Raw genomic sequence first — 19415 nt, 5'->3', positions numbered from 1 at the left:
GCCGCCTGCCCTGCGACCCATTGAACCGAGCAGCAATGACGGCTGGACAGCATCCTGCTCTGCGCTTAAATCATCCTATGGATATTCGCCAAATCACCCCCCGCTATTTCGTCAGCCCGCAGATTGACCCATCCGATATGGACGCCCTGCGCGATGCCGGGATCACCCGCATCCTGTGCAACCGTCCGGATGCCGAAGTGCCGCCCAGCCATAGCGCCGATGCAATCCGCGCCGCGGCTGAGGCCGCTGGCCTTGCCTTTGCCGTGCAGCCGCTGACCCATCAGACCATGGTGCCTGATGTGATTGCCACAAACCGCGCGTTGGGTCTGGACACGGGCGATGTTGTTTTGGCCTATTGCGCCTCTGGCACACGTTCGACCATTGCCTGGGCGTTGGGGCAAGCGGGCACATTGCCCGCCGATGAGATTGTCGCGGCGGCAGCCGCCGGTGGTTATGATCTCAGCAACATTCGTCCGGCGCTCGATCAGCCTTTCGTCTGATCCCTCGCGGGATGAAGTTAGCCCGCCTCCTGTTCGGCGGGGATATCTTCGAAACCGGGCAGGTCTGACATATCTGGCAAGTCAGGCAAATCCGGCAGGTCTGGAAGATCAGGAAGGTCGGGAAGGTCCGGCAAGTCGGGCAAACCCTCCGCCATTTCCGGCGGCCCCGCTGCGCCGTAGTCTGCGCCGGGCATATCCGGCATTTCGCCGGAGGGCGACAATCCAACTGCGGCGCGGGCATCCCCGTCCGGCTCGATTTGGGTTTGGCCCTGCCCCGTCTGGGTTATCCGCAAGGCCCGCATGCCGTTGACCCGCCCCAATGTGCCGAGGCCAAGCGCCTTGCCGCCCATCGTCAGCACACGCGCCTGATCAAAGGCACACCGGCCCAGATCAATCTCATCCCCTACTTTGAGCCTCCCAAGCCGCCGCAACGGCATCCGAACCCGGGTGAGCGCGATGTTGAGATCAACCCGCAGCCCCAGAACCGTTTCGGTTAGCTTTTTGGGGGTCGGTTTGGCAGCGGATGCGCCGTCTTCTTCCGCTTCGTCTCCGCTGCCGGGGTCTTTCACCGCCTCGCTGTGCGGCAGGCACAGGGTCAGTGTGCCTTGCCGGGTACCGCCATCAATATCCACGGTAATTTCAATGATTTCATAATTCTGAGCCGTCAGCGCCATCAATAGCAGCCTTGGCGTTTCGGTGCGTGCGCCAAAGGTGTAGCCGCTGATCAACTGGCGATCCGCCTCTGTTTCCGGCAATCCGGCCGCGCGGTGGATCAGCGCGTCAACGAACGGCGCGCACATCGCAGCATCGGTTTCGGTCATTGTGCGCGCGTCGCCCTCTGCCGCGGGCAAGACCTTTCCCATCGTTTGTTGTTGCAACAAAGCGCCAACAAGCGCCTGATCGACCACAACGCCGCCCCTTTGCCGCTGCGGCCCCTCCATCAGCAACAGCAGGGCATCGGCTGGAAACACCTGGTCCAAGTTATCCGCACTGTGGGTTTCGCGGCGCAGTCCAATCACCGCCATGGCCATATCAAACAGGTCATCAGCCACCTTGGCCAAAGTCAGGCGCAGCGCCTTGGCCAGTGTCATTGCACGGGCCTGATGCACCGCACGTCCCGTATGGGCCTTGCGATGCAAGACCCCAACAGGCGGCGCCGTGTCCTCACCTTTGGCTAACTGTTCTTGGTCCTGACCCATTGCCTCCGCCCGCGGTTGGGATTGCTTGGATCAGCCATACCGGAAGATTGGTTACTATGGCCTTTATGCGGGTTGGGTCAGTTCCGATTGATCTGTCTGGGCAGAGGCAAGCGCCGATGCCGGCAGGTAAACCCGGAACGCGGCCCCGTCATAAGATGTCAAATAACTGATCTCACCGTCCAGCCGGTGCATGATCTCACGGCAAATCGCCAATCCCAGCCCTGCGCCGTCTCCTTCGGCGCCGGTGGCGCGGTAAAACTTTTCAAAGATAACCGCCTGCGCATCTGCGGGAATGCCCTCGCCATTGTCCACAAAATCAACCGTGATCCCATCAGATCGCCGTCCGACCAGAATGGTCAATGCAGGCGCATCCGCGCGGCAATACTTTTTGGCATTTGTGATAAGATTGATGAAAACCTGCACCAAACGGTCCAGATCGGTGCGGATCATGATATCCTCCTGCACGCCTGCGCGGGTCACGGTGATCGGGTTTTCACTGCCGGTCAGGGCTGTGGTCACGGCCCTGTCCAGCACATCTTGCAGCGCCCCTTCGCCGATGTGCAAATTGCCCTGCCCGTTCTCGAGCACCGACAGATCCAGCAGGTCATCAAGCAGCCGGGTCAGACGAATGGTCTCCGAATGAATGATCGAGGCATAGCGGGTCTTGTCCGCCTCGCTGAGCTTGGCTGCGTCCCTCAGAATCTCAGAAAACGACCGGATTGAGGTCATGGGCGTGCGTAATTCATGGCTGATCTGGCTGAGGAAACTGTCCTTTTGCAAGGACAGCTGGGTCAGCTTTTCATTGGCACGGCGCAGTTCCTCGGCGGTCTCAGACAGCTCTCTCGATTTGGCCTCAAGCTGGCTGGAGTATTCCAGCATCTGCGCAGATTCGTCCGCCACCGCCAACAGATCCTGCACCGACACAGATGTGCCCCCAACAATCTGGCCGACCATCGCATGTGCCGTGGCCGCACCAACCGAGCCTGCAAGCTCTCTTTCCAATTCCTGCACAAAGGTGGGCGTGGGCTCTGGCAGATTGCCGGACCGCCCCTGCGCCTTGGCCTCTTGCCGGAAAAACGCCTGCGCCTCTGCTGCACCCAAAATTCGCTGGGCCATGATCATCAGGTCTTCACTACCCGCCACCGAGGCCGTCCAGCCCCGCGCCGATCCACCATGATCCAACACGTTCACAAACTGCGCGCCCTGAAGCCTTTCAATCGGATCAGGAAAGGTAAAAAGCGAAACCACAAAGAACACCAATGTGTTCAGGCTCAGGCTCCAGACCACCGCATGCACCGTCGGATCAAGCCCCTCAACACCAAAAAGCGCCTGTGGGCGCAGCCACCCGGCCCCCAACAGGCCTTGCTCGAAGGTGCTTTGTGACAGGGCCACATCCATGCCGAAGCTGGGCAAAAGCATGGTGAACACCCACAGGACAAAGCCGACACCCAACCCGCATAATGCACCCATCCGCGTGGCGCCGCGCCAGAACATGCCGCCCAAAAGCGCGGGCAGGAACTGTGCCACGCCGCCGAAGGAGATTGTGCCGATGGCGGCCAATGCACCGCTGCCGCCGCTGACCCGGTAGTAGGAAAACCCAAGCGCGATGATCAGCAGGATCGACAGCCGCCGCGCCAGGATCACCACGCTGCGTACGTCCCCCGATTGGGTCGCCCCGCCGCGCCGCAGGTTGAGCCAGATCGGCATGACGATATGGTTGCTGACCATCGTGCTGAGCGCCAGCGTGGCGACAATCACCATCGACGTGGCCGATGAGAACCCCCCAAGGAAAGACAACATCGCCAGACCGTTCTGCCCCTGGCTCAGCGGTAGGCTGAGTACAAAGAGGTCGGGATTGGATCCAGCGGGCAACAGATCAAGACCAACCACGGCAATCGGCACCACAAACAGGCTCATCAACATCAGGTACAGAGGGAAGGCCCATGAGGCGATTTGCAGGTGCCGGTCGTCATTGTTTTCCACCACCATGACCTGAAACATCCGCGGCAGGCACAGGAAAGCGGCTGCAGATACAAACATCAACGCGGCCCAGCGGCTGCCTTTCACCTCCCATTCGCCAATGGCGGAGGCGTCAATCCGTTGCAGCGTGTCGCCGACACCGCCCGCCAGCCCCCAAACCACGAAGACCCCAACGGCGATCAGCGCGACCAGTTTCACCACCGCCTCAACCGCGACGGCGATCACCACGCCGTGGTGGCGTTCATTGACGTTCAGATTTCGGGTGCCAAAAAGCACGGTGAAAAGCGCCAGACCTGTGGCCACCCAGAACGCCGCCTGCGCGCGGTTGAACGGTGCATCCCCAGCCCCGGCAAGGCCCGCATCGGGGGTGGCAAAAATCGCCAAAGACAGAATAACCGACTGAAGTTGCAGGGCGATATAGGGTGTTACCCCGATCACCGCCATCACTGTGACCACAATCGCCAAGGTATTGGACTTGCCATAGCGCGACGAAATCAGATCCGCGATGGAGGTCACGCGCTGGCTGCGCCCGATGCGCACCAACCGGCGCAGCACCCACCACCAGCCGATCATCACGATCGACGGACCGAGGTAGATCGTCAGATATTCCAGCCCCGATCGCGCGGCATATCCGACCGCGCCATAAAACGTCCAGGCGGTGCAATAGATCGACAGCGACAGCGTATACACCACCGGAGAGCGCAACAGCCATCCGCCGCGCCCGCGCAGGGCGGCGCGTTCCGCAAGAAAGGCAATGGCAAAAAGCCCGACAACATAGGTCAGGCACACCAGCACCAATTCGTTGAGAGAAACCATCAGGGTGCCCTGTCCGAAGGGCCTTGGGCGGCATCCGCCTCAGCCTGACCGCGGGTATATCGCCACAGCGCCCATGCCATGACCACCAAAGCCAGCCAAACGCCAAACAGATATTTAAGGGCCACGCTCATCGGCATCGGATCGGTGTGACCCGCCTCGGGCAAGGGCCAAAGCAGCGGCACCATCCACAGGCACAGACCAATTAACGGCAGAAACCGCAGGGCATCCATCATCCGCCGCATCCGGTAGCTGCGCCGTTCGAGAAACATGCGCCGCTGCGGCATCGCTCAGGCCCCTTTCATTGTGCGGTCAGTTCGCGCACCGCATCCAGCATTTCGGCATTGGAAAACGGTTTGGTCATAAACCGGCTCACGCCTGCTTTCTCCGCCATTTCACGGTCGCGGCTTTGGCCACGTGCGGTCAACATCAGCACCGGCAGTGCATCAAAGGCCGGATCGGCCCGCAGATCATGCAGGATTTCAAACCCGCTTTTGCCCGGCAGCATCACATCCAGCATCACCAGATCCGGCCCGGTGTTGCGGATCACATCCACTGCATTTGATCCATTGGCCAAGGTTTCGACCCGCCAGCCCTCATTGGACAGCAAAAAGCGGATTGCCTCAGCAATGTTTGTTTCGTCCTCAACCAACACGACATGTTTATTCACGCGCGGTCCTCCTCCCCCAAGGTGGCAGGGCGGGTCTGTCTGATGCAGCTGGCGCCATGCCGACCCTGAGCATGCAACGGTTTGAGCGGGCTGTCAAAAGCCCAAAAGCCGCAGTCAGACGCCGCTGCTCAGAATTGACGGCTCGCGGCGGGCGCTACAGCCCTCTTGCGGGCAGACGCGGCAAGTCGATCCCATTGACCGGCCTTGCCCTGCACCTGCGGGCGCGGGCAGCAAAACCATCACCGCCTGCACCAGCGGCAGCGCATTGTAGGATGGGGCCGATTGGGTTTCGGATGTGGCAAAACATTCAAACTGGGCTTGGGCGCGGCCCAGCTGCATCACCGTTTCTGTGACCACCATGCCGGTTTGCGCCAATGCGCCAAACAGCGGCCAAAGCGGGCAACAGGCCCCGTGGCGCGGTACGGTGAAGCCTTCGACCGATTTGCGGAAAATCACGGTGCCTGAACGGTCGCAAACCACCAGCCCTGCCCCAAGTTCCGGCAAAGCCGCCATACGGCGCAAAACAACAACAACAGGTTTGTGCAGGTTGCGCGCCAATGTCAGCGGGTCGGTTCCGGCAGTTTCGATCTCTTTGCGCAGGTCTTTGAGTGACAAAACCGCCGCATCCCGCGCCCATTGTTGCAAGACCCCTCGCGCAATGTATTTCGCGGCCTGAGAGCGGAGCATCTCGGCCGTCTCTACAATCTCGGCGATGGTGGCTTCGGTCGCTGATCCGGTTTCGAGACTGCCAAAACTAAAGTCGTGCTTTGACAGGAACGCCTCAACCTCTTCTTGGGGGGAGCTGGCCGCATCGGCGGCACCGGTTTCGGCATCAAGATACGATACCAAGGCCTGCGCACTGTCAGACAGGCGATGGCTGTCCTCGTTGATATTGGCATGAAACCTTTCACGCCATTCCGGTTGCAATGTTTTGGTCTCGGCAAGGATCGCAGCAGTGGACCGGATCGCAGCAGCGGTGGTCAAAAGTTCATGCATGGAGGCGGCCAGATGCGGATCATGGGCCAGCCTGTCGGTGAGCGCCTCCACCGTCTGTTCAAGGGACGCCACCCGCCGCCGGGTGCCAGCCAACACATCTGCCCAACCGGGAAAGCGCCCGGCAAACTCATCGGCGCGGCTGGCCTCAGGCCCGGTAAGCCCCGCCTCATCCGCCGCCTCGCGCAGGGCGGCGATCAGGGCGGCCTCTGCCCCTTCGGTCAGGGTCTGCGGTTCCACCCCCAGCACGGAGGCAATATTGAGCAACAGCTTGCCGCCGATTCTGCGGCGGTTGTGTTCAATAAGATTAAGATAGCTGGCCGAAATGCCGATATCACGGGCCAGATCTGCCTGCTTGAGCCCGGCCATCACGCGGCGTTCGCGGATGCGGCTGCCAGTCAGCCCCTCACGTGCCATTGGACAAAGCTCCACCAATATCCCGCGTTTTCAATGGGTTTCTGCGCTGCAACATCATTTTCTTTACACCTTTGAAAATGTTCCTGCGAAGATATTTACAAATTTAATGTGTTTATCAAGGGGGTTATTGATTGGTTTTCACATAGCAGGCGATAGTCAATTTGCACATTTGTGCCATGTGAAGGTGCGCGGGAGACGCGCCTTTGCGGTTTCATAATTCGGGAGGAATTCATGTCATTTTCCAATCTGACACGTCGTGGTCTGATCAAAACCAGCGCTGTCGCTGGTGCCGGTCTGGCGCTGCCGACGTATCTGCGTGCCGACGGGCACTCTGGCTTTACCAACGCCCCAACGGGCAGCACCGTAACCTTGGGCTTTAACGTGCCCCAGACCGGCCCCTATGCCGAAGAAGGTCTGGACGAATTGCGCGCTCAGGAACTCGCGGTTCAACACCTTAATGGTGAAGGCGACGGCGGTATGATGAACACTTTCAGCTCCAAAGCGCTGAAAGGGAACGGTATTCTCGGCAAGAAGGTCGAGTTTGTAACAGGCGACACCCAGACAAAGTCTGACGCGGCGCGTGCATCTGCCAAGGCGATGATCGAAAAAGACGGCGCCATCATGATCAACGGCGGTTCGTCCTCCGGTGTGGCTGTTGCTGTTCAGGGCCTGTGCCAAGAGGCCGGCGTTATCTTTATGGCGGGTCTGACCCACTCAAACGACACCACCGGTAAAGACAAAAAAGCCAACGGTTTCCGTCACTTCTTTAACGGTTACATGTCTGCTGCGGCCCTCGCGCCAGTGCTTAAGAACGCATATGGCTCTGACCGCCGCGCCTATCACCTGACAGCCGACTACACATGGGGCTGGACACAGCAGGAATCGATCGCAGCAGCGACCGAGGCCATGGGCTGGGAAACTGTGAACAACGTGCTGACGCCGCTCGCGTCCACTGACTTCTCGTCCTACATCGCGCCTGTGTTGAACTCCGGTGCGGACGTTCTGGTTCTGAACCACTACGGCGGCAACATGGTGAACTCGCTCACCAACGCGATCCAGTTCGACCTGCTGAACAAAGAAGTGAACGGCAAGAAGTTCGAAATCGTTGTTCCACTGTATTCCGAACTGATGGCCGCTGGTGCGGGCAAAAACGTGCAAGGCGTTATCGGCTCCATGAACTGGAACTGGCAGTTGCAGGATGAAGGCTCCAAAGCGTTCGTGAAATCCTTCGGTGAAAAGTATGGCCGTCCGCCATCCAACTCCGCACACACCTGCTATGTTCAGACGCTGCTGTATGCAGATGCCTGTGAACGTGCTGGCACATTCAACCCATGCGGCGTTGTCGAAGCGCTGGAAGACTTTGAATTCGATGGTTTGGGCAATGGTCCGGTTCTGTACCGCGGCGATGACCACCAGTGCTTCAAAGACGTGTTGGTTATGAAGGGTAAAGAGAACCCATCTAACGAATACGACACACTGGAAATCGTTGAAGTGACACCGCGTGCTCAGGTTGAGTATGCGCCGGATCACCCAATGTTTGCTGGTGGCGAACTGGGCAAATGTAACCCAGGCGCATAAGCCGAACCAATCAAAACACTACAGGGCGCATTCCAATTGATGCGCCCTGTCCCATACCATCACGCCGGGCGCTGTCCGCCTCGTGATGACGCATTGCAAGAGGTGGGGACCATGGACGCAATCATTCTTCAATTTCTGAACGGCCTGGATAAGGGATCCGCTTATGCGTTGATCGCTTTGGGCCTAACGCTGATTTTCGGCACGTTGGGGGTTGTGAACTTCGCCCATGGTGCGATTTTCATGATTGGTGCGTTCTGCTCCGTAACCCTCCAGCGCATTCTGACACTTAGCTCTGAAACGCTGTCGGAAACCGAGAAAGACTTCCTCGGCAATCCGCTCAAAATCAAAACCCCCTATGTCGAAAGCTGGTTTGGCCCCGAGGTGGGCGCTTCGATCATTGACTGGGCGGTGCCGCTGGCGATCCTGCTGGCGATACCGGTGATGTTGTTTGTCGGCTTTGTCATGGAACGGGGCCTGATCAAACACTTCTACAAACGTCCCCACGCCGACCAGATCCTTGTAACCTTTGGCCTTGCCATCGTGCTGCAAGAGGTCATCAAGTATTTCTATGGCGCCAACCCGATCCCGACCCCGGCGCCCTCTGCCTTTGTTGGCAGCTTTGACTTTGGTCCGCTGCTGGGTCTCGACAGCTCGCTCGCCTATCCCTACTGGCGCTTGGTCTACTTCGGCTTCTCTGCGCTGATCATCGGTGCTGTCTTTGCCTTCTTGCAGTTCACGACCTTTGGGATGGTGGTGCGTGCAGGTATGGCCGACCGGGAAACCGTGGGCCTTCTGGGCATCGACATTGACCGGCGCTTTACCATCATGTTTGGCATCGCGGCGGCGGTCGCGGGATTGGCAGGTGTGATGTACGCGCCGATCAACTCGCCCAATTACCACATGGGCATGGACTTTCTGGTTCTAAGCTTCGTGGTTGTGGTTGTTGGCGGCATGGGCTCCCTGCCCGGCGCGGTTCTGGCTGGCTTTATGCTGGGTATCCTCGAAAGCCTCGCCTCCATGAACGAAATCAAAAACATTCTGCCCGGTATCGACCAGATCATCATCTATGTTGTCGCTATCATCATCTTGCTGACACGTCCGCGTGGCCTGATGGGCCGCAAAGGCGTGATGGAGGAATAAACCATGCTCGGACTTAAGAAACACGACACGCAGCTGTTGATCATTGTGATCTGCCTGGCGCTGTTCGCCCCTTTCCTCCTCAACCCGTTTCCTGCCGATTCTGCCATGGCGCAGTTCAACGCGGGCTATCCGGACCTGATGCAGCGGTTTGCGATCTTTGGCATCTTTGCCATCGGCTTTAACCTGCTGTTTGGTCTGACCGGCTACCTCAGCTTTGGCCACGCGGCCTTTCTGGGGATCGGATCCTACTCCGCGGTCTGGATGTTCAAATTGCTGGGGTACAACATCATTCCCGGCATGATCCTGTCGGTCATCGTCTCGGCCTTCTTTGCCCTGCTGATCGGTTATATCTCGCTGCGCCGCTCCGGGATCTATTTTTCGATCCTGACACTGGCCTTTGCACAAATGCTGTTTGCGATTGCCTATTCTGATCTGATTGGCCGTTTTGTCGGCACCCCGATCACCAACGGTGAAACCGGTTTGCAGGTCTATAACTCTGACCCGCAGTTTTTCCACAGCGCGGCCAAGCCGGACATTCCGCACCTCTTTGGCCAAAAGATGCAGTCGACCTATACCTTGGACGTCGGCGCATGGAGCTTTGACTTCAACTTTGGTTACTACTTCTGTGCGCTGGTCCTGATCGGCATGTTCTATCTGGCAATCCGCATCTTCCGGTCCCCCTTCGGGCTGATGCTGCGGGCGGTAAAATCGAACCAGCAGCGGATGAACTACACCGGTTTGAACACCAAACCCTATACATTGGCGGTCTTTGTGATCTCCGGCATGTATGCGGGCCTTGCGGGTGGTTTGATGGCCTCTATGGACCCGCTGTCAGGCGCCGAACGGATGCAATGGACAGCCTCTGGCGAGGTGGTTTTGATGACCATCCTTGGCGGCGCAGGCACTTTGATCGGTCCGGTTCTGGGCGCAGGGTTCATCAAGTACTTTGAAAACATCTTTGCCAAGATCAACGACAACGTTCTGCACAGCTGGTTCTCTTTCCTGCCTGATGGCATCGAGAATTTCATGGTCACGCTGGTTCACCCCTTCGTGGGCAAGGGCTGGCACCTGACGCTTGGTCTGCTGTTCATGATGGTTGTGATCTTCCTGCCTGGCGGTCTTGTGCAAGGTGCTGAGAAAATCGGAGCCACCTTCCGTCGCAAGGACGGAAAATCCGACGACGCTGAGGCGAAAGCCGCCAAACAGCGCAACCCCGCAGCTGAATAAGGAACGAAACAATGGCAATTCTAGAAGTTAAGAATGTCGGCAAACGGTTCGGCGGGTTGCAAGCGCTGGGGGATGTGAACCTCAACGTGGAAGAAAACACGGTGCATGCCATCATCGGGCCAAACGGCGCGGGCAAGTCCACCTTGCTGAACTGTTTGGTCGGCAAATTGATCCCTGACACCGGATCGGTGATGTTTGACGGGCAATCGGTTCTGGGGCGCAAACCTTTTGAAATCAACCAGATGGGTATCAGCCGCGTATTCCAAACCCCCGAGATCTTTGGCGATCTGACGGTGATGGAAAATATGTTGATCCCCTGCTTTGCCAAACGCGATGGCGCGTTTCGGATGCATGCATTGGAAACCATCGCCAATGAGCAGGACATCGTCGCCAAGGCTGAAGAAATGCTGGTCGATATGAACATGATCGACAAGCGCGAGATGCATGCCGCCTCCATGTCACGCGGTGACAAACGCCGCTTGGAAATCGCCATGTGTCTGGCCCAAGATCCACGGCTGTTGCTGTTGGATGAACCAACGGCGGGCATGGCCCGTGCGGACACCAACAACACCATTGATCTGCTCAAACGGATCAAGGACGAGCGCGACATCACCATCGCCATCATCGAACACGACATGCATGTTGTGTTCTCTCTGGCCGAGCGGATCACCGTACTGGCACAGGGCACGCCGCTGGTGGAAGACACGCCTGACAAAATCAAGGGTCACCCCAAGGTGCGCGAAGCCTACCTTGGCGAAACCCAAGCGGCATAAGGATCACCACGATGAACACCGCAACAATGAACCGCAACGCCAATCACGCCAGTACCGCACCCGCCTTTCTGTCGGTCTGGGATCTGCACGCCTATTACGGCGAAAGCTATATCGTGCAGGGCGTTACCTTTAACGTGCATGAGGGCGAGATCCTTGCCCTTCTGGGCCGCAACGGCGCTGGCAAAACCTCGACCTTGCGGGCCATTGCCCGGTTGAGCGAACCTGAGGCCCGCCACGGCGAGATCTGGCTGGACCACCAGCCACTGCACAAAATGGCCAGCCATCAGGCTTCTGCCGCTGGCCTTGCCCTGGTGCCCGAAGACCGGCGGATCATCCCCGGCCTGACGGTTGAGGAAAACCTCAAACTGGCCCAGATCGCCCCGCCTGTGGGTTGGTCGCTGGATCGTTTGTATGATCTGTTTCCGCGCCTTGGTGAACGCAAGAACCAAGAGGGCGTCACGCTTTCCGGCGGCGAACAGCAGATGCTGGCCATCGCCCGCGCCTTGGCTCGTGACATCAAAGTGCTGCTGTTGGATGAGCCTTACGAGGGCCTCGCGCCAGTGATTGTGGACGAGATTGAAAAGACTCTGGGCCTGATCAAGGAACAGGGGATCACCACGATCCTGGTTGAACAAAACGCGGTCCGCGCCCTGAAGCTGGCCGACCGCGCTGTGATCCTCGATACCGGCGGGATCGTTTTTGACGGCACAGCCGAAGAGGTTCTGAACAACGCAGAGCTGCGGGCGGAATACCTCGCGATCTGATCTTAGCTCTGGCTGAGGCATGAAATTACCCCCAACTAAGCAGCAGGTCCGCCTGCTGCTTTTTTTGTTGGCCGGTGGGCCATCGCCTGTGTGCCTCTACCCCTCCAACAGCTTGCGCAACTCGGTCTTGAGCACTTTGCCATAGTTGTTCTTGGGCAATTCCGGCAGGTGGTGATAGCGTTTGGGCCTTTTGAAACGGGCGATCTTGCTCAGACACAACCCATCCAGCGCTGCGGCCTCTGCCTCACCCACCACAAAAGCGATCACCTCTTCGCCCCATTCAGGGTGCGGTTGCCCAACCACCGCCGCTTCGCTGATCTGTGGATGGGTCAACAAGACCTCCTCAACCTCGCGGGGATAGACGTTGGAACCGCCTGTTATGATCACATCCTTGCTGCGATCTTGCAGCGTCAGATAGCCTCGGGCGTCCAGGAACCCCATGTCGCCGGTCATCAGCCAGCCGTCTTTCAAGGCTTTGGCGCTGCCCGCCGGATTTTGCCAATAGCCGGGCATGACCGTTGCGCCGCGCACCATAATCTCCCCCTGCGATCCGGTGGGCAATGGCTGACCGTTCGCATCGCCAATCCGAACCTCGACCGCAGATTGCGCCCGCCCGACCGAGGCCAGCCGCTTTTGCCAATTCTTCGCGCTGCGATCTGCCACATCGGTGCGCGGCAAGGCGGTGATCCCCATCGGGCATTCGCCCTGTCCGTATATCTGCACAAAGACCGGGCCAAACTGTTCCACCGCGTCTATGATATCGGCGTTGTACATCGGTCCGCCCGCATAAACGACGGTGCGCAGCCCCTGCCCGCAGTGGCCCGCGCCTTTGGCAAAATCGGTCATCCGTTTGACCATTGTCGGGGCTGCAAACATGTGTACCGACCCGAAATGCGCCGCCAGATCAAGAATTTCCGCAGGGTCAAACCCGCCAGAGGCCGGACAGACATGGGCCGCCCCCTTGGCGACATGCATCAAGGCGTAAAGCCCCGCGCCATGGCTCATTGGAGCGGCATAAAGGGTTGTGTCTTTCGCGCTCACCGGATCAACGTCCGCCTCGTAGCACAGCGCCATCGACATCAACATGCCATGAGTGATGATCACGCCCTTGGGCTTGCCCGTGGTGCCGGAAGTATAAAACAGCCACGCCAGATCCTCCGCTGCGCGATCCACGGGATGCATCATCGGCGTGGCGACTATGGCGGTCTGGAACACCTGATCATCGGTGGAAAGGATACGCGCGGGGGCATTTGCCTCATTTAGGGCTGGCGCCAGTTCGGGGCTGGCAAACACCAGTTTGGCATCGGCATCCTCTATGATGAACGCCGCCTCGCGCCCGTGCAGCTTGGCATTGATCGGCACCGCCGCCGCGCCGGAGCGCCAAATCCCGTAGAGAACCGCCAGATAATCGGGCACATTCTTCATAAAAATCGCAACCCGATCCCCCGGTGCAACGCCCTGCCCGGTCAGCCAAGCGGCCAGCGCACCGGCCCGGGCGTTCAGGCCCGCATAGTCGCAAATCCTGTTCCGCCCCTCAAAAACAGCGGGCCGATCCGGCATGGCCGCAGCAGTGCGGATCAACCAATGGTCAAGATTCATGAAAACTTCCCCTTTGAATCCCACCATGCCAAGCCTTTATTGAGGCTGCAACTGGCGGCTTTCCATGGGGAGTCCCATGGCATATAAGCAAAAAAACGTCACGGCACTTTGGTGCCTGCACAAAAGAAGTGTTGAGGAAAAAAATGACTAAGAACACCCATGACGCTGATGTGGCCTTTATCAAGGCCTTGGCCGAGCTGCTGAATGAAAATGACCTGACCGAGCTGCAGGTCAAACGCGACTATGCTGAGGATGACAGCCTCAATGTCCGCGTCAGCCGCAAGCCACCACAACAGATCGTGGCACCGCAACAGATGCAGGCTGCGGCCCCTATGGCTGCTGCGCCCGCCGCTGCGGCCGCCGCTGCTGCCACTGCCGCAGAAGAACCTGCCGATCCGGCAAGCCATCCGGGCGCAGTGACCTCGCCCATGGTCGGAACCGTTTATATGCAAGGTGAGCCGGGCGCGCCGGCGTTCATCACCGTTGGCGCCAGCGTCTCTGAAGGGGATACATTGCTGATCGTTGAGGCGATGAAAACGATGAACCATATTCCTGCCCCCAAGGCAGGCACAATCAAGCGCATTCTGGTCGGCGATGGCGATGCCGTCGAATTTGGTGCGCCGCTTGTGATCATCGAATAAGGGCGCGCAGATGTTCAACAAGATCCTCGTTGCCAACCGCGGAGAGATCGCCCTGCGCGTGATCCGTGCGGCCCGCGAAATGGGCATTCAATCGGTTGCGGTGCATTCGACCGCTGACAGTGACGCGATGCATGTGCGGATGGCGGACGAATCTGTCTGCATCGGCCCGCCATCCTCGACGCAGTCTTACCTGTCCATTCCCGCAATCATCGCTGCCTGTGAGATCACCGGCGCGGAAGCGATCCACCCCGGATACGGGTTCCTGTCTGAAAACGCCGGATTTGTGCAGATCATCGAAGACCACGATCTGACCTTCATCGGCCCCACGGCGGAACATATCCGCGTCATGGGCGACAAGATCACCGCCAAGGACACAATGAAAAAGCTCGGTGTGCCCTGCGTGCCCGGATCCGAAGGCGGCGTGGCCACCCTGGAAGAGGCGAAAAAGCTGGGCGAAGAGATCGGATATCCGGTCATCATCAAAGCCACGGCTGGCGGCGGCGGCAAGGGCATGAAAGTGGCCGAAACCGCAGCGGACATGGAAAAGGCGTTCCAGACCGCACGGGCCGAAGGCAAATCAAACTTTGGCAATGACGAAGTTTACATCGAGAAATATCTGACCACGCCGCGCCACATCGAAATTCAGGTGTTTGGCGATGGCAAAGGCAAGGCTGTGCATTTGGGCGAACGCGATTGTTCTTTGCAACGCCGCCACCAAAAGGTCTTTGAAGAGGCGCCCGGCCCTGCCATTTCCCCCGAAGAACGGGCGCGGATTGGCAAGGTTTGTGCAGATGCGATGGCCGACATCAACTATATCGGCGCGGGCACCATCGAATTTCTGTATGAAAACGGTGAGTTCTATTTCATCGAGATGAACACCCGTTTGCAGGTCGAACACCCCGTGACCGAGGCGATCTTTGGCGTTGATCTGGTGCGCGAACAAATCCGCGTGGCCAGCGGCATGGACATGTCTTTTGGTCAGGACGATCTGTCGATCAATGGTCACGCCATCGAAGTGCGGATCAACGCAGAAAAGCTGCCGGATTTCCGCCCCTGCCCCGGACGCATCACCCAATATCACGCCCCCGGGGGCTTGGGTGTGCGGATGGACAGCGCACTTTATGATGGCTATTCGATCCCACCCTATTACGACAGTCTGATCGGCAAATTGATCGTGCATGGCCGCGATCGGCCCGAAGCATTGGCGCGTCTTGGACGGGCCTTGGGCGAGCTGATTGTGGATGGTGTTGATACCACGGTGCCACTTTTCCATGCGCTGCTACAGGAAGAGGATATCCAGTCCGGCGGGTACAACATTCACTGGCTGGAACACTGGCTGGAAACCAATCTGGGCGATGCCTGATCCGCAATGTCCGAGCTGACGCCGGAACTGTTGCTGCATGGCTATTCAATCGGGATTTTCCCGATGGCCGAACACCGCGACGACCCGGAAATTTTCTGGGTCGATCCGCGGCGGCGCGGGGTGATGCCGCTGCAAAGGTTTCATCTGTCGCGGTCATTGGCCAAGGCGATGCGCCGTTCACCGTTTCGCGCCAGCGTGGATGAAGATTTTGCCGGTGTGGTTGAGGGCTGTGCAGATCGCGCAGACACTTGGATCAATGACGAAATATTCAGCCTTTACAATGCACTGCACCAAAGACACCACGCCCATTCCATTGAGATCTGGGAAGATCAGACGCTTGTTGGCGGGGTTTATGGCGTCACCTTGGGCGGTGCCTTCTTTGGCGAATCCATGTTTTCGCGGCGCACCAATGCGTCAAAGATGGCGCTTGCCGTGCTGGTGGATCGGTTGCGGCGGGCGGGGTTCGTGCTTTTTGATGCGCAGTTCTTGACGGATCATCTGGCCTCACTGGGCGCACAGGAGATTACCCGTGCGGAGTATCACACCCGTCTTGTTCACGCCAAAGAGGTCAAAGCCCGTTTTGATGCGCCGCCAGAGGCCAGTCTTTATGAGGTGGTGCAGCGGATGACCCAAACATCATAACGCGGGTGCTCAAGCGCCGAAAGCGCCGGGGCAGAGGCGATCATCCAGCCGGAAAACAATGTACCCGCCTTGCCCGCTTCGGAAACTTCTAACGCCGCATAGGCATTGCCCGAAGGGTTGCCCGCAGGATAGCGGCAATCGGCCATTACGATTTGCAAATTGCCAAACCGCGCGGCACTGCCCGCGCTGATTTCAATGTCTGTGGTTTGCCCCGATATCTTGTCCAACGCCCGCAGGACGCCGCCCGTGGCACTTGTCACCTCTTGGGCGGCCAAAGGCGTCGCCAGACAGGTAAAGACTGCTAGGTATTTCAACATGTTGGCCACCTCACCGCATCGCGCCGGAACGCATATGCCGGTTATTCTGGGCTCCATGCTTCGTAATCGCCCCGGTCTGCGGGTTTCTGGCGCCGGATCGACCCCGCAGGCGCATAGGCCATCTCGGTGCCGGACAGGTTTTCGATATGGGGCTTTTCCCATGCCTTGTGCACCAAAGGCCGGTCACTGGGCGTTTCATTCCATGTGCGGTGCAGCCAGCCGTGCCAATCAGGGCTGACGCGGCTTGCTTCCATGTCGCCGTTGTAGATCACCCAACGTTTGCTGTCGTCATGGTTGCGGTAGTAGCCATTGCCCTGATCATCCTCGCCCACCTTGGTGCCTTTGCGCCAGGTGAAAAGCTGTGTGTTCAAGGTCTGGCCATCCCACCATGTGAGAGCCCGGAAAATTGTGTTGAGAATGCCCATGACGGTCTCCGCTCTTGTTATTCGGGTTATGCACCATGGCCGGGGCGGCGTCCAGTAACCTATGGTGTTGCAGCAAAGACTCCTGCCACAAAACTTGGTCAATTTGGCGGTTAAATCCCTTTGGTTCACAGAAACAATCGCCCTATTGTTTCCAAAACGGAGATAATACCGATGGCAGGCAGCCCCAAAAAACCGACCCATGTGGCGGAATGTCATGGCGTGAAAGTGCCGGACAGCCCGATGATGACCCCCACCCGCGCAGAGAGGATCAATGCCGCGCGGTATGAGGGACAGGAAATTGCCGGAGCGCTGGATGTGATCCGCCCCGGTGACAACGTGCTGGAAATGGGTGCAGGGATTGGCCTCGTTGGGGCAATTGCCGCGAAAAATGGCAATCCTGCCAAGGTGTTATCCTTTGAGGCCAATCCGGGCCTGATCGAACATATCAACGCGCTTTATCAGTTGAACAAGTTGGAAAAGGTGATCGAGGTGCGCAATGAGGTGCTGATCTCTGCGCCCGATGCGCCGGAGACGATGGCCTTTCACATCCGCAATTCCTATTTGGGATCGTCCCTCATCGACAGTGACAAACGCGCAACCACCCGCGTTGATGTGCCAACTGCCGATTATACCCGTGTGCATGCCGAATTTGCCCCGGATGTGCTGTTGATGGACATTGAAGGCGGCGAGCTGGACTTTCTGCGCCATGCCGATCTGAACGGTATCCGCGCGGTTGTGATCGAATTTCACCCCGAGGCCTATGGCAAGGACGGCATGCGCGAATGCAAAAGCATCCTGCGACAGGCCGGGTTCGCCCAGGTGCCGGAACATTGCACGCGCCACGTCTGGACCTGCACCTATGACGAAGAGCTGAGCCCGCCCAAGCCGGATCGCGGCTGGACCCGCGAGATGCGCGAGGTGCCGCAGGCGATTGTGGTGCCGCCCGCCGCGCAGGATTTTGTACAAGAGGCCGGTGTGCTGCATGACGATGGCCGCTATTGCCCCACGGGCGCCTTGTGGCGCAACGGGCGGGCTTTGACTGTTGAGCCGCCAATGCCCAAGGACGATTTGCCGCTGCGCAAGGGGCGCTGGCTTTGGGGTGGTGTGCTGTGGATGCATTTCGGGCATTTTCTGGTGGAAAGCACCAGCCGCCTTTGGGCCTTGCCCGAGCTGAAGGGGGAGATTGACGGTATTCTGTATGTCCCCAAACGCCCGCGCAATGGCAGCGAAGTGGCTGACTTTCAGAAGGTGTTTATTGATCTGATGGGTTGCGATGTTCCGGTTGTCTGCGCCGACAAACCAGAACAGGTGGAACAGCTTGTGATCCCCGGTCAGGGTTTTGGTCTTGGCACGATGATTGAAGGCACCCAGAATTATCAAGACGCGATACAGGGGCATTTTGCCAAAGACATCGTGCCGGATGGGCCGGAAAAGCTTTATGTCAGTCGCAGCGCCCTGCCCTCTGGTCGCGGCAATCTGCTGGGTGAAAAGCAGCTTGAAACCAATCTGGCGGCGGAAGGGTACACGATCTACCACCCCGAGAAGCATGACCTCAAAAGTCAGATCGCCACCTATAAAGCGGCGCGCAAGGTCATCGCCGCCGAAGGGTCCGCACTGCATCTGTTGGCCATGGTCGCCGATCCCGCCGCAGAGGTTGCCATGGTGGTGCGCCGCCCCTCTGGCGCCACGCGGCAGCTAGAGCGGCATTTGACCGCGTTCCTTGGCAAGCCCCCCGTGACCGTTACACAGCTGGCCCGATCATGGAAACCTGTCGGCCCGGCCAAGCCGCGCCTGTGGATGGGGGAGCTGAACATGCCCGCCGTTCAGGACGAGCTGCGCACAGCGGGCTTTATCGGCCAGAAAGCCAAGAAATGGCCCTCGCTAAAGCCTGCAGAGGTCAGCAAGGAACTGGGCAAGGGATTTGAGGAAGTCGCCTAAGGGGGCGATACAATCACTCCGGCAAAAGCGCCGTCACCTCAATCTCGATCCGGTATTTCGGGTCGACCAGCCCGCATTCGATCATCGTGGCTGCCGGTGGGTTGGCGCCAAATGTCTCGGCAAGCATCGGCCAGCAGGGTTCGAATTCATGGCGGTCCGGCAGCATGTAAGTGACGCGGATCACATCAGCAAAGCTGCACCCTGCTTCGGTCAATGCGGCCTCAATCACCTGCAAGGCATGGCGGCATTGTGCGGGGGCATCATCGCCCTGCCCCACAGTGCCCGCCACATGCACAAAGCCGCCAGCGACAACAGCGCGGCAATAGCCGACCTTGGCTTCAAATTCGCCGCCTGAGTGAATGCGTTTGATGGTCATAGTCGTCCCCTAGTTCGAAATGAAAAAGGCGAGCCTCTTGGCCCGCCCTCTATTCCTTGA

The 19415-nt window shown here is 58.7% G+C and carries 19 protein-coding genes; 10 read left to right on the top strand and 9 right to left on the bottom strand.

The window, feature by feature from the left end; genetic code table 11:
- The first annotated feature begins 77 nt into the window (after positions 1-77).
- Positions 78-500, top strand: coding sequence for a TIGR01244 family sulfur transferase (locus C8N31_RS05995; RefSeq protein WP_025048366.1), 423 nt, complete (start codon positions 78-80; stop codon positions 498-500).
- Between the two features lie 17 nt (positions 501-517).
- Here the strand turns inward: C8N31_RS05995 and C8N31_RS05990 are convergent, their stop codons facing one another.
- The 5 genes from C8N31_RS05990 to C8N31_RS05970 form a co-directional block, all read right to left on the bottom strand.
- Positions 518-1699 (bottom strand): FliM/FliN family flagellar motor switch protein, encoded by a 1182-nt coding sequence (locus C8N31_RS05990; RefSeq protein ID WP_025048367.1) that lies wholly within the window; start codon positions 1697-1699, stop codon positions 518-520.
- Between the two features lie 63 nt (positions 1700-1762).
- Positions 1763-4495, bottom strand: coding sequence for a sensor histidine kinase (locus C8N31_RS05985; RefSeq protein WP_025048368.1), 2733 nt, complete (start codon positions 4493-4495; stop codon positions 1763-1765).
- Positions 4495-4779, bottom strand: a complete 285-nt coding sequence (locus C8N31_RS05980) for a hypothetical protein (RefSeq protein WP_025048369.1) — start codon at positions 4777-4779, stop codon at positions 4495-4497. The genes C8N31_RS05985 and C8N31_RS05980 overlap by 1 nt, the downstream gene beginning before the upstream one ends.
- 14 nt (positions 4780-4793) lie before the next feature.
- Positions 4794-5162, bottom strand: a complete 369-nt coding sequence (locus C8N31_RS05975; RefSeq protein WP_025048370.1) for a response regulator transcription factor — start codon at positions 5160-5162, stop codon at positions 4794-4796.
- 114 nt (positions 5163-5276) lie between these two features.
- On the bottom strand, positions 5277-6572 hold the full coding sequence (locus C8N31_RS05970; RefSeq protein WP_025048371.1) for a helix-turn-helix transcriptional regulator: 1296 nt from the start codon (positions 6570-6572) through the stop codon (positions 5277-5279).
- A gap of 231 nt (positions 6573-6803) precedes the next feature.
- Between C8N31_RS05970 and C8N31_RS05965 the strand changes: the two genes are divergently transcribed.
- From C8N31_RS05965 to C8N31_RS05945, 5 genes are all read left to right on the top strand, one after another.
- Positions 6804-8150: a substrate-binding protein gene (locus C8N31_RS05965; RefSeq protein ID WP_025048372.1), complete on the top strand. Its 1347-nt coding sequence runs from the start codon at positions 6804-6806 to the stop codon at positions 8148-8150.
- A 111-nt stretch (positions 8151-8261) separates the two neighbouring features.
- Positions 8262-9290, top strand: coding sequence for a branched-chain amino acid ABC transporter permease (locus tag C8N31_RS05960; RefSeq protein ID WP_025048373.1), 1029 nt, complete (start codon positions 8262-8264; stop codon positions 9288-9290).
- 3 nt (positions 9291-9293) lie between these two features.
- Positions 9294-10517: a branched-chain amino acid ABC transporter permease gene (locus tag C8N31_RS05955; protein WP_025048374.1), complete on the top strand. Its 1224-nt coding sequence runs from the start codon at positions 9294-9296 to the stop codon at positions 10515-10517.
- Between the two features lie 11 nt (positions 10518-10528).
- Positions 10529-11290 carry an ABC transporter ATP-binding protein gene (locus C8N31_RS05950; RefSeq protein ID WP_025048375.1) on the top strand — a complete coding sequence of 254 codons (762 nt, stop codon included), beginning with the start codon at positions 10529-10531 and terminating at the stop codon, positions 11288-11290.
- Between the two features lie 11 nt (positions 11291-11301).
- On the top strand, positions 11302-12054 hold the full coding sequence (locus C8N31_RS05945; protein WP_025048376.1) for an ABC transporter ATP-binding protein: 753 nt from the start codon (positions 11302-11304) through the stop codon (positions 12052-12054).
- A gap of 96 nt (positions 12055-12150) precedes the next feature.
- On the opposite strand, the gene C8N31_RS05940 is transcribed toward C8N31_RS05945, so the two are convergent.
- On the bottom strand, positions 12151-13653 hold the full coding sequence (locus C8N31_RS05940) for a class I adenylate-forming enzyme family protein (RefSeq protein ID WP_025048377.1): 1503 nt from the start codon (positions 13651-13653) through the stop codon (positions 12151-12153).
- Positions 13654-13796: 143 nt separating this feature from the next.
- On the opposite strand from C8N31_RS05940, the gene accB reads away from it, so the two are divergent.
- Genes accB through aat form a run of 3 tightly spaced genes read left to right on the top strand, consistent with a single transcriptional unit; the run spans position 13797 to position 16299 of the window.
- A complete protein-coding gene (gene accB / locus C8N31_RS05935) occupies positions 13797-14294 on the top strand; it encodes an acetyl-CoA carboxylase biotin carboxyl carrier protein (RefSeq protein ID WP_025048378.1) in 498 nt (165 codons plus the stop codon).
- A 10-nt stretch (positions 14295-14304) separates the two neighbouring features.
- Positions 14305-15657, top strand: a complete 1353-nt coding sequence (accC, locus tag C8N31_RS05930; protein ID WP_025048379.1) for an acetyl-CoA carboxylase biotin carboxylase subunit — start codon at positions 14305-14307, stop codon at positions 15655-15657.
- Between the two features lie 6 nt (positions 15658-15663).
- Positions 15664-16299, top strand: coding sequence for a leucyl/phenylalanyl-tRNA--protein transferase (gene aat, locus C8N31_RS05925; protein WP_025048380.1), 636 nt, complete (start codon positions 15664-15666; stop codon positions 16297-16299).
- Here the strand turns inward: aat and C8N31_RS05920 are convergent.
- Positions 16263-16616: a DUF2155 domain-containing protein gene (locus tag C8N31_RS05920; protein WP_025048381.1), complete on the bottom strand. Its 354-nt coding sequence runs from the start codon at positions 16614-16616 to the stop codon at positions 16263-16265. The two genes, aat and C8N31_RS05920, sit on opposite strands and share 37 nt — an antisense overlap.
- A 41-nt stretch (positions 16617-16657) precedes the next feature.
- Positions 16658-17041, bottom strand: a complete 384-nt coding sequence (locus C8N31_RS05915) for an NADH:ubiquinone oxidoreductase subunit NDUFA12 (protein WP_025048382.1) — start codon at positions 17039-17041, stop codon at positions 16658-16660.
- 171 nt (positions 17042-17212) lie between these two features.
- Between C8N31_RS05915 and C8N31_RS05910 the strand changes: the two genes are divergently transcribed.
- Positions 17213-18979: an FkbM family methyltransferase gene (locus C8N31_RS05910; protein ID WP_037918405.1), complete on the top strand. Its 1767-nt coding sequence runs from the start codon at positions 17213-17215 to the stop codon at positions 18977-18979.
- Between the two features lie 13 nt (positions 18980-18992).
- Here C8N31_RS05910 and C8N31_RS05905 read toward each other — a convergent pair whose 3' ends face one another.
- On the bottom strand, positions 18993-19355 hold the full coding sequence (locus C8N31_RS05905) for a RidA family protein (protein WP_025048383.1): 363 nt from the start codon (positions 19353-19355) through the stop codon (positions 18993-18995).
- Positions 19356-19415: the final 60 nt, after the last annotated feature.

It is taken from the genome of Sulfitobacter mediterraneus, assembly GCF_003054325.1.
Taxonomy (GTDB): domain Bacteria; phylum Pseudomonadota; class Alphaproteobacteria; order Rhodobacterales; family Rhodobacteraceae; genus Sulfitobacter; species Sulfitobacter mediterraneus.
This window is presented reverse-complemented; position numbering and strand designations above follow the sequence as displayed.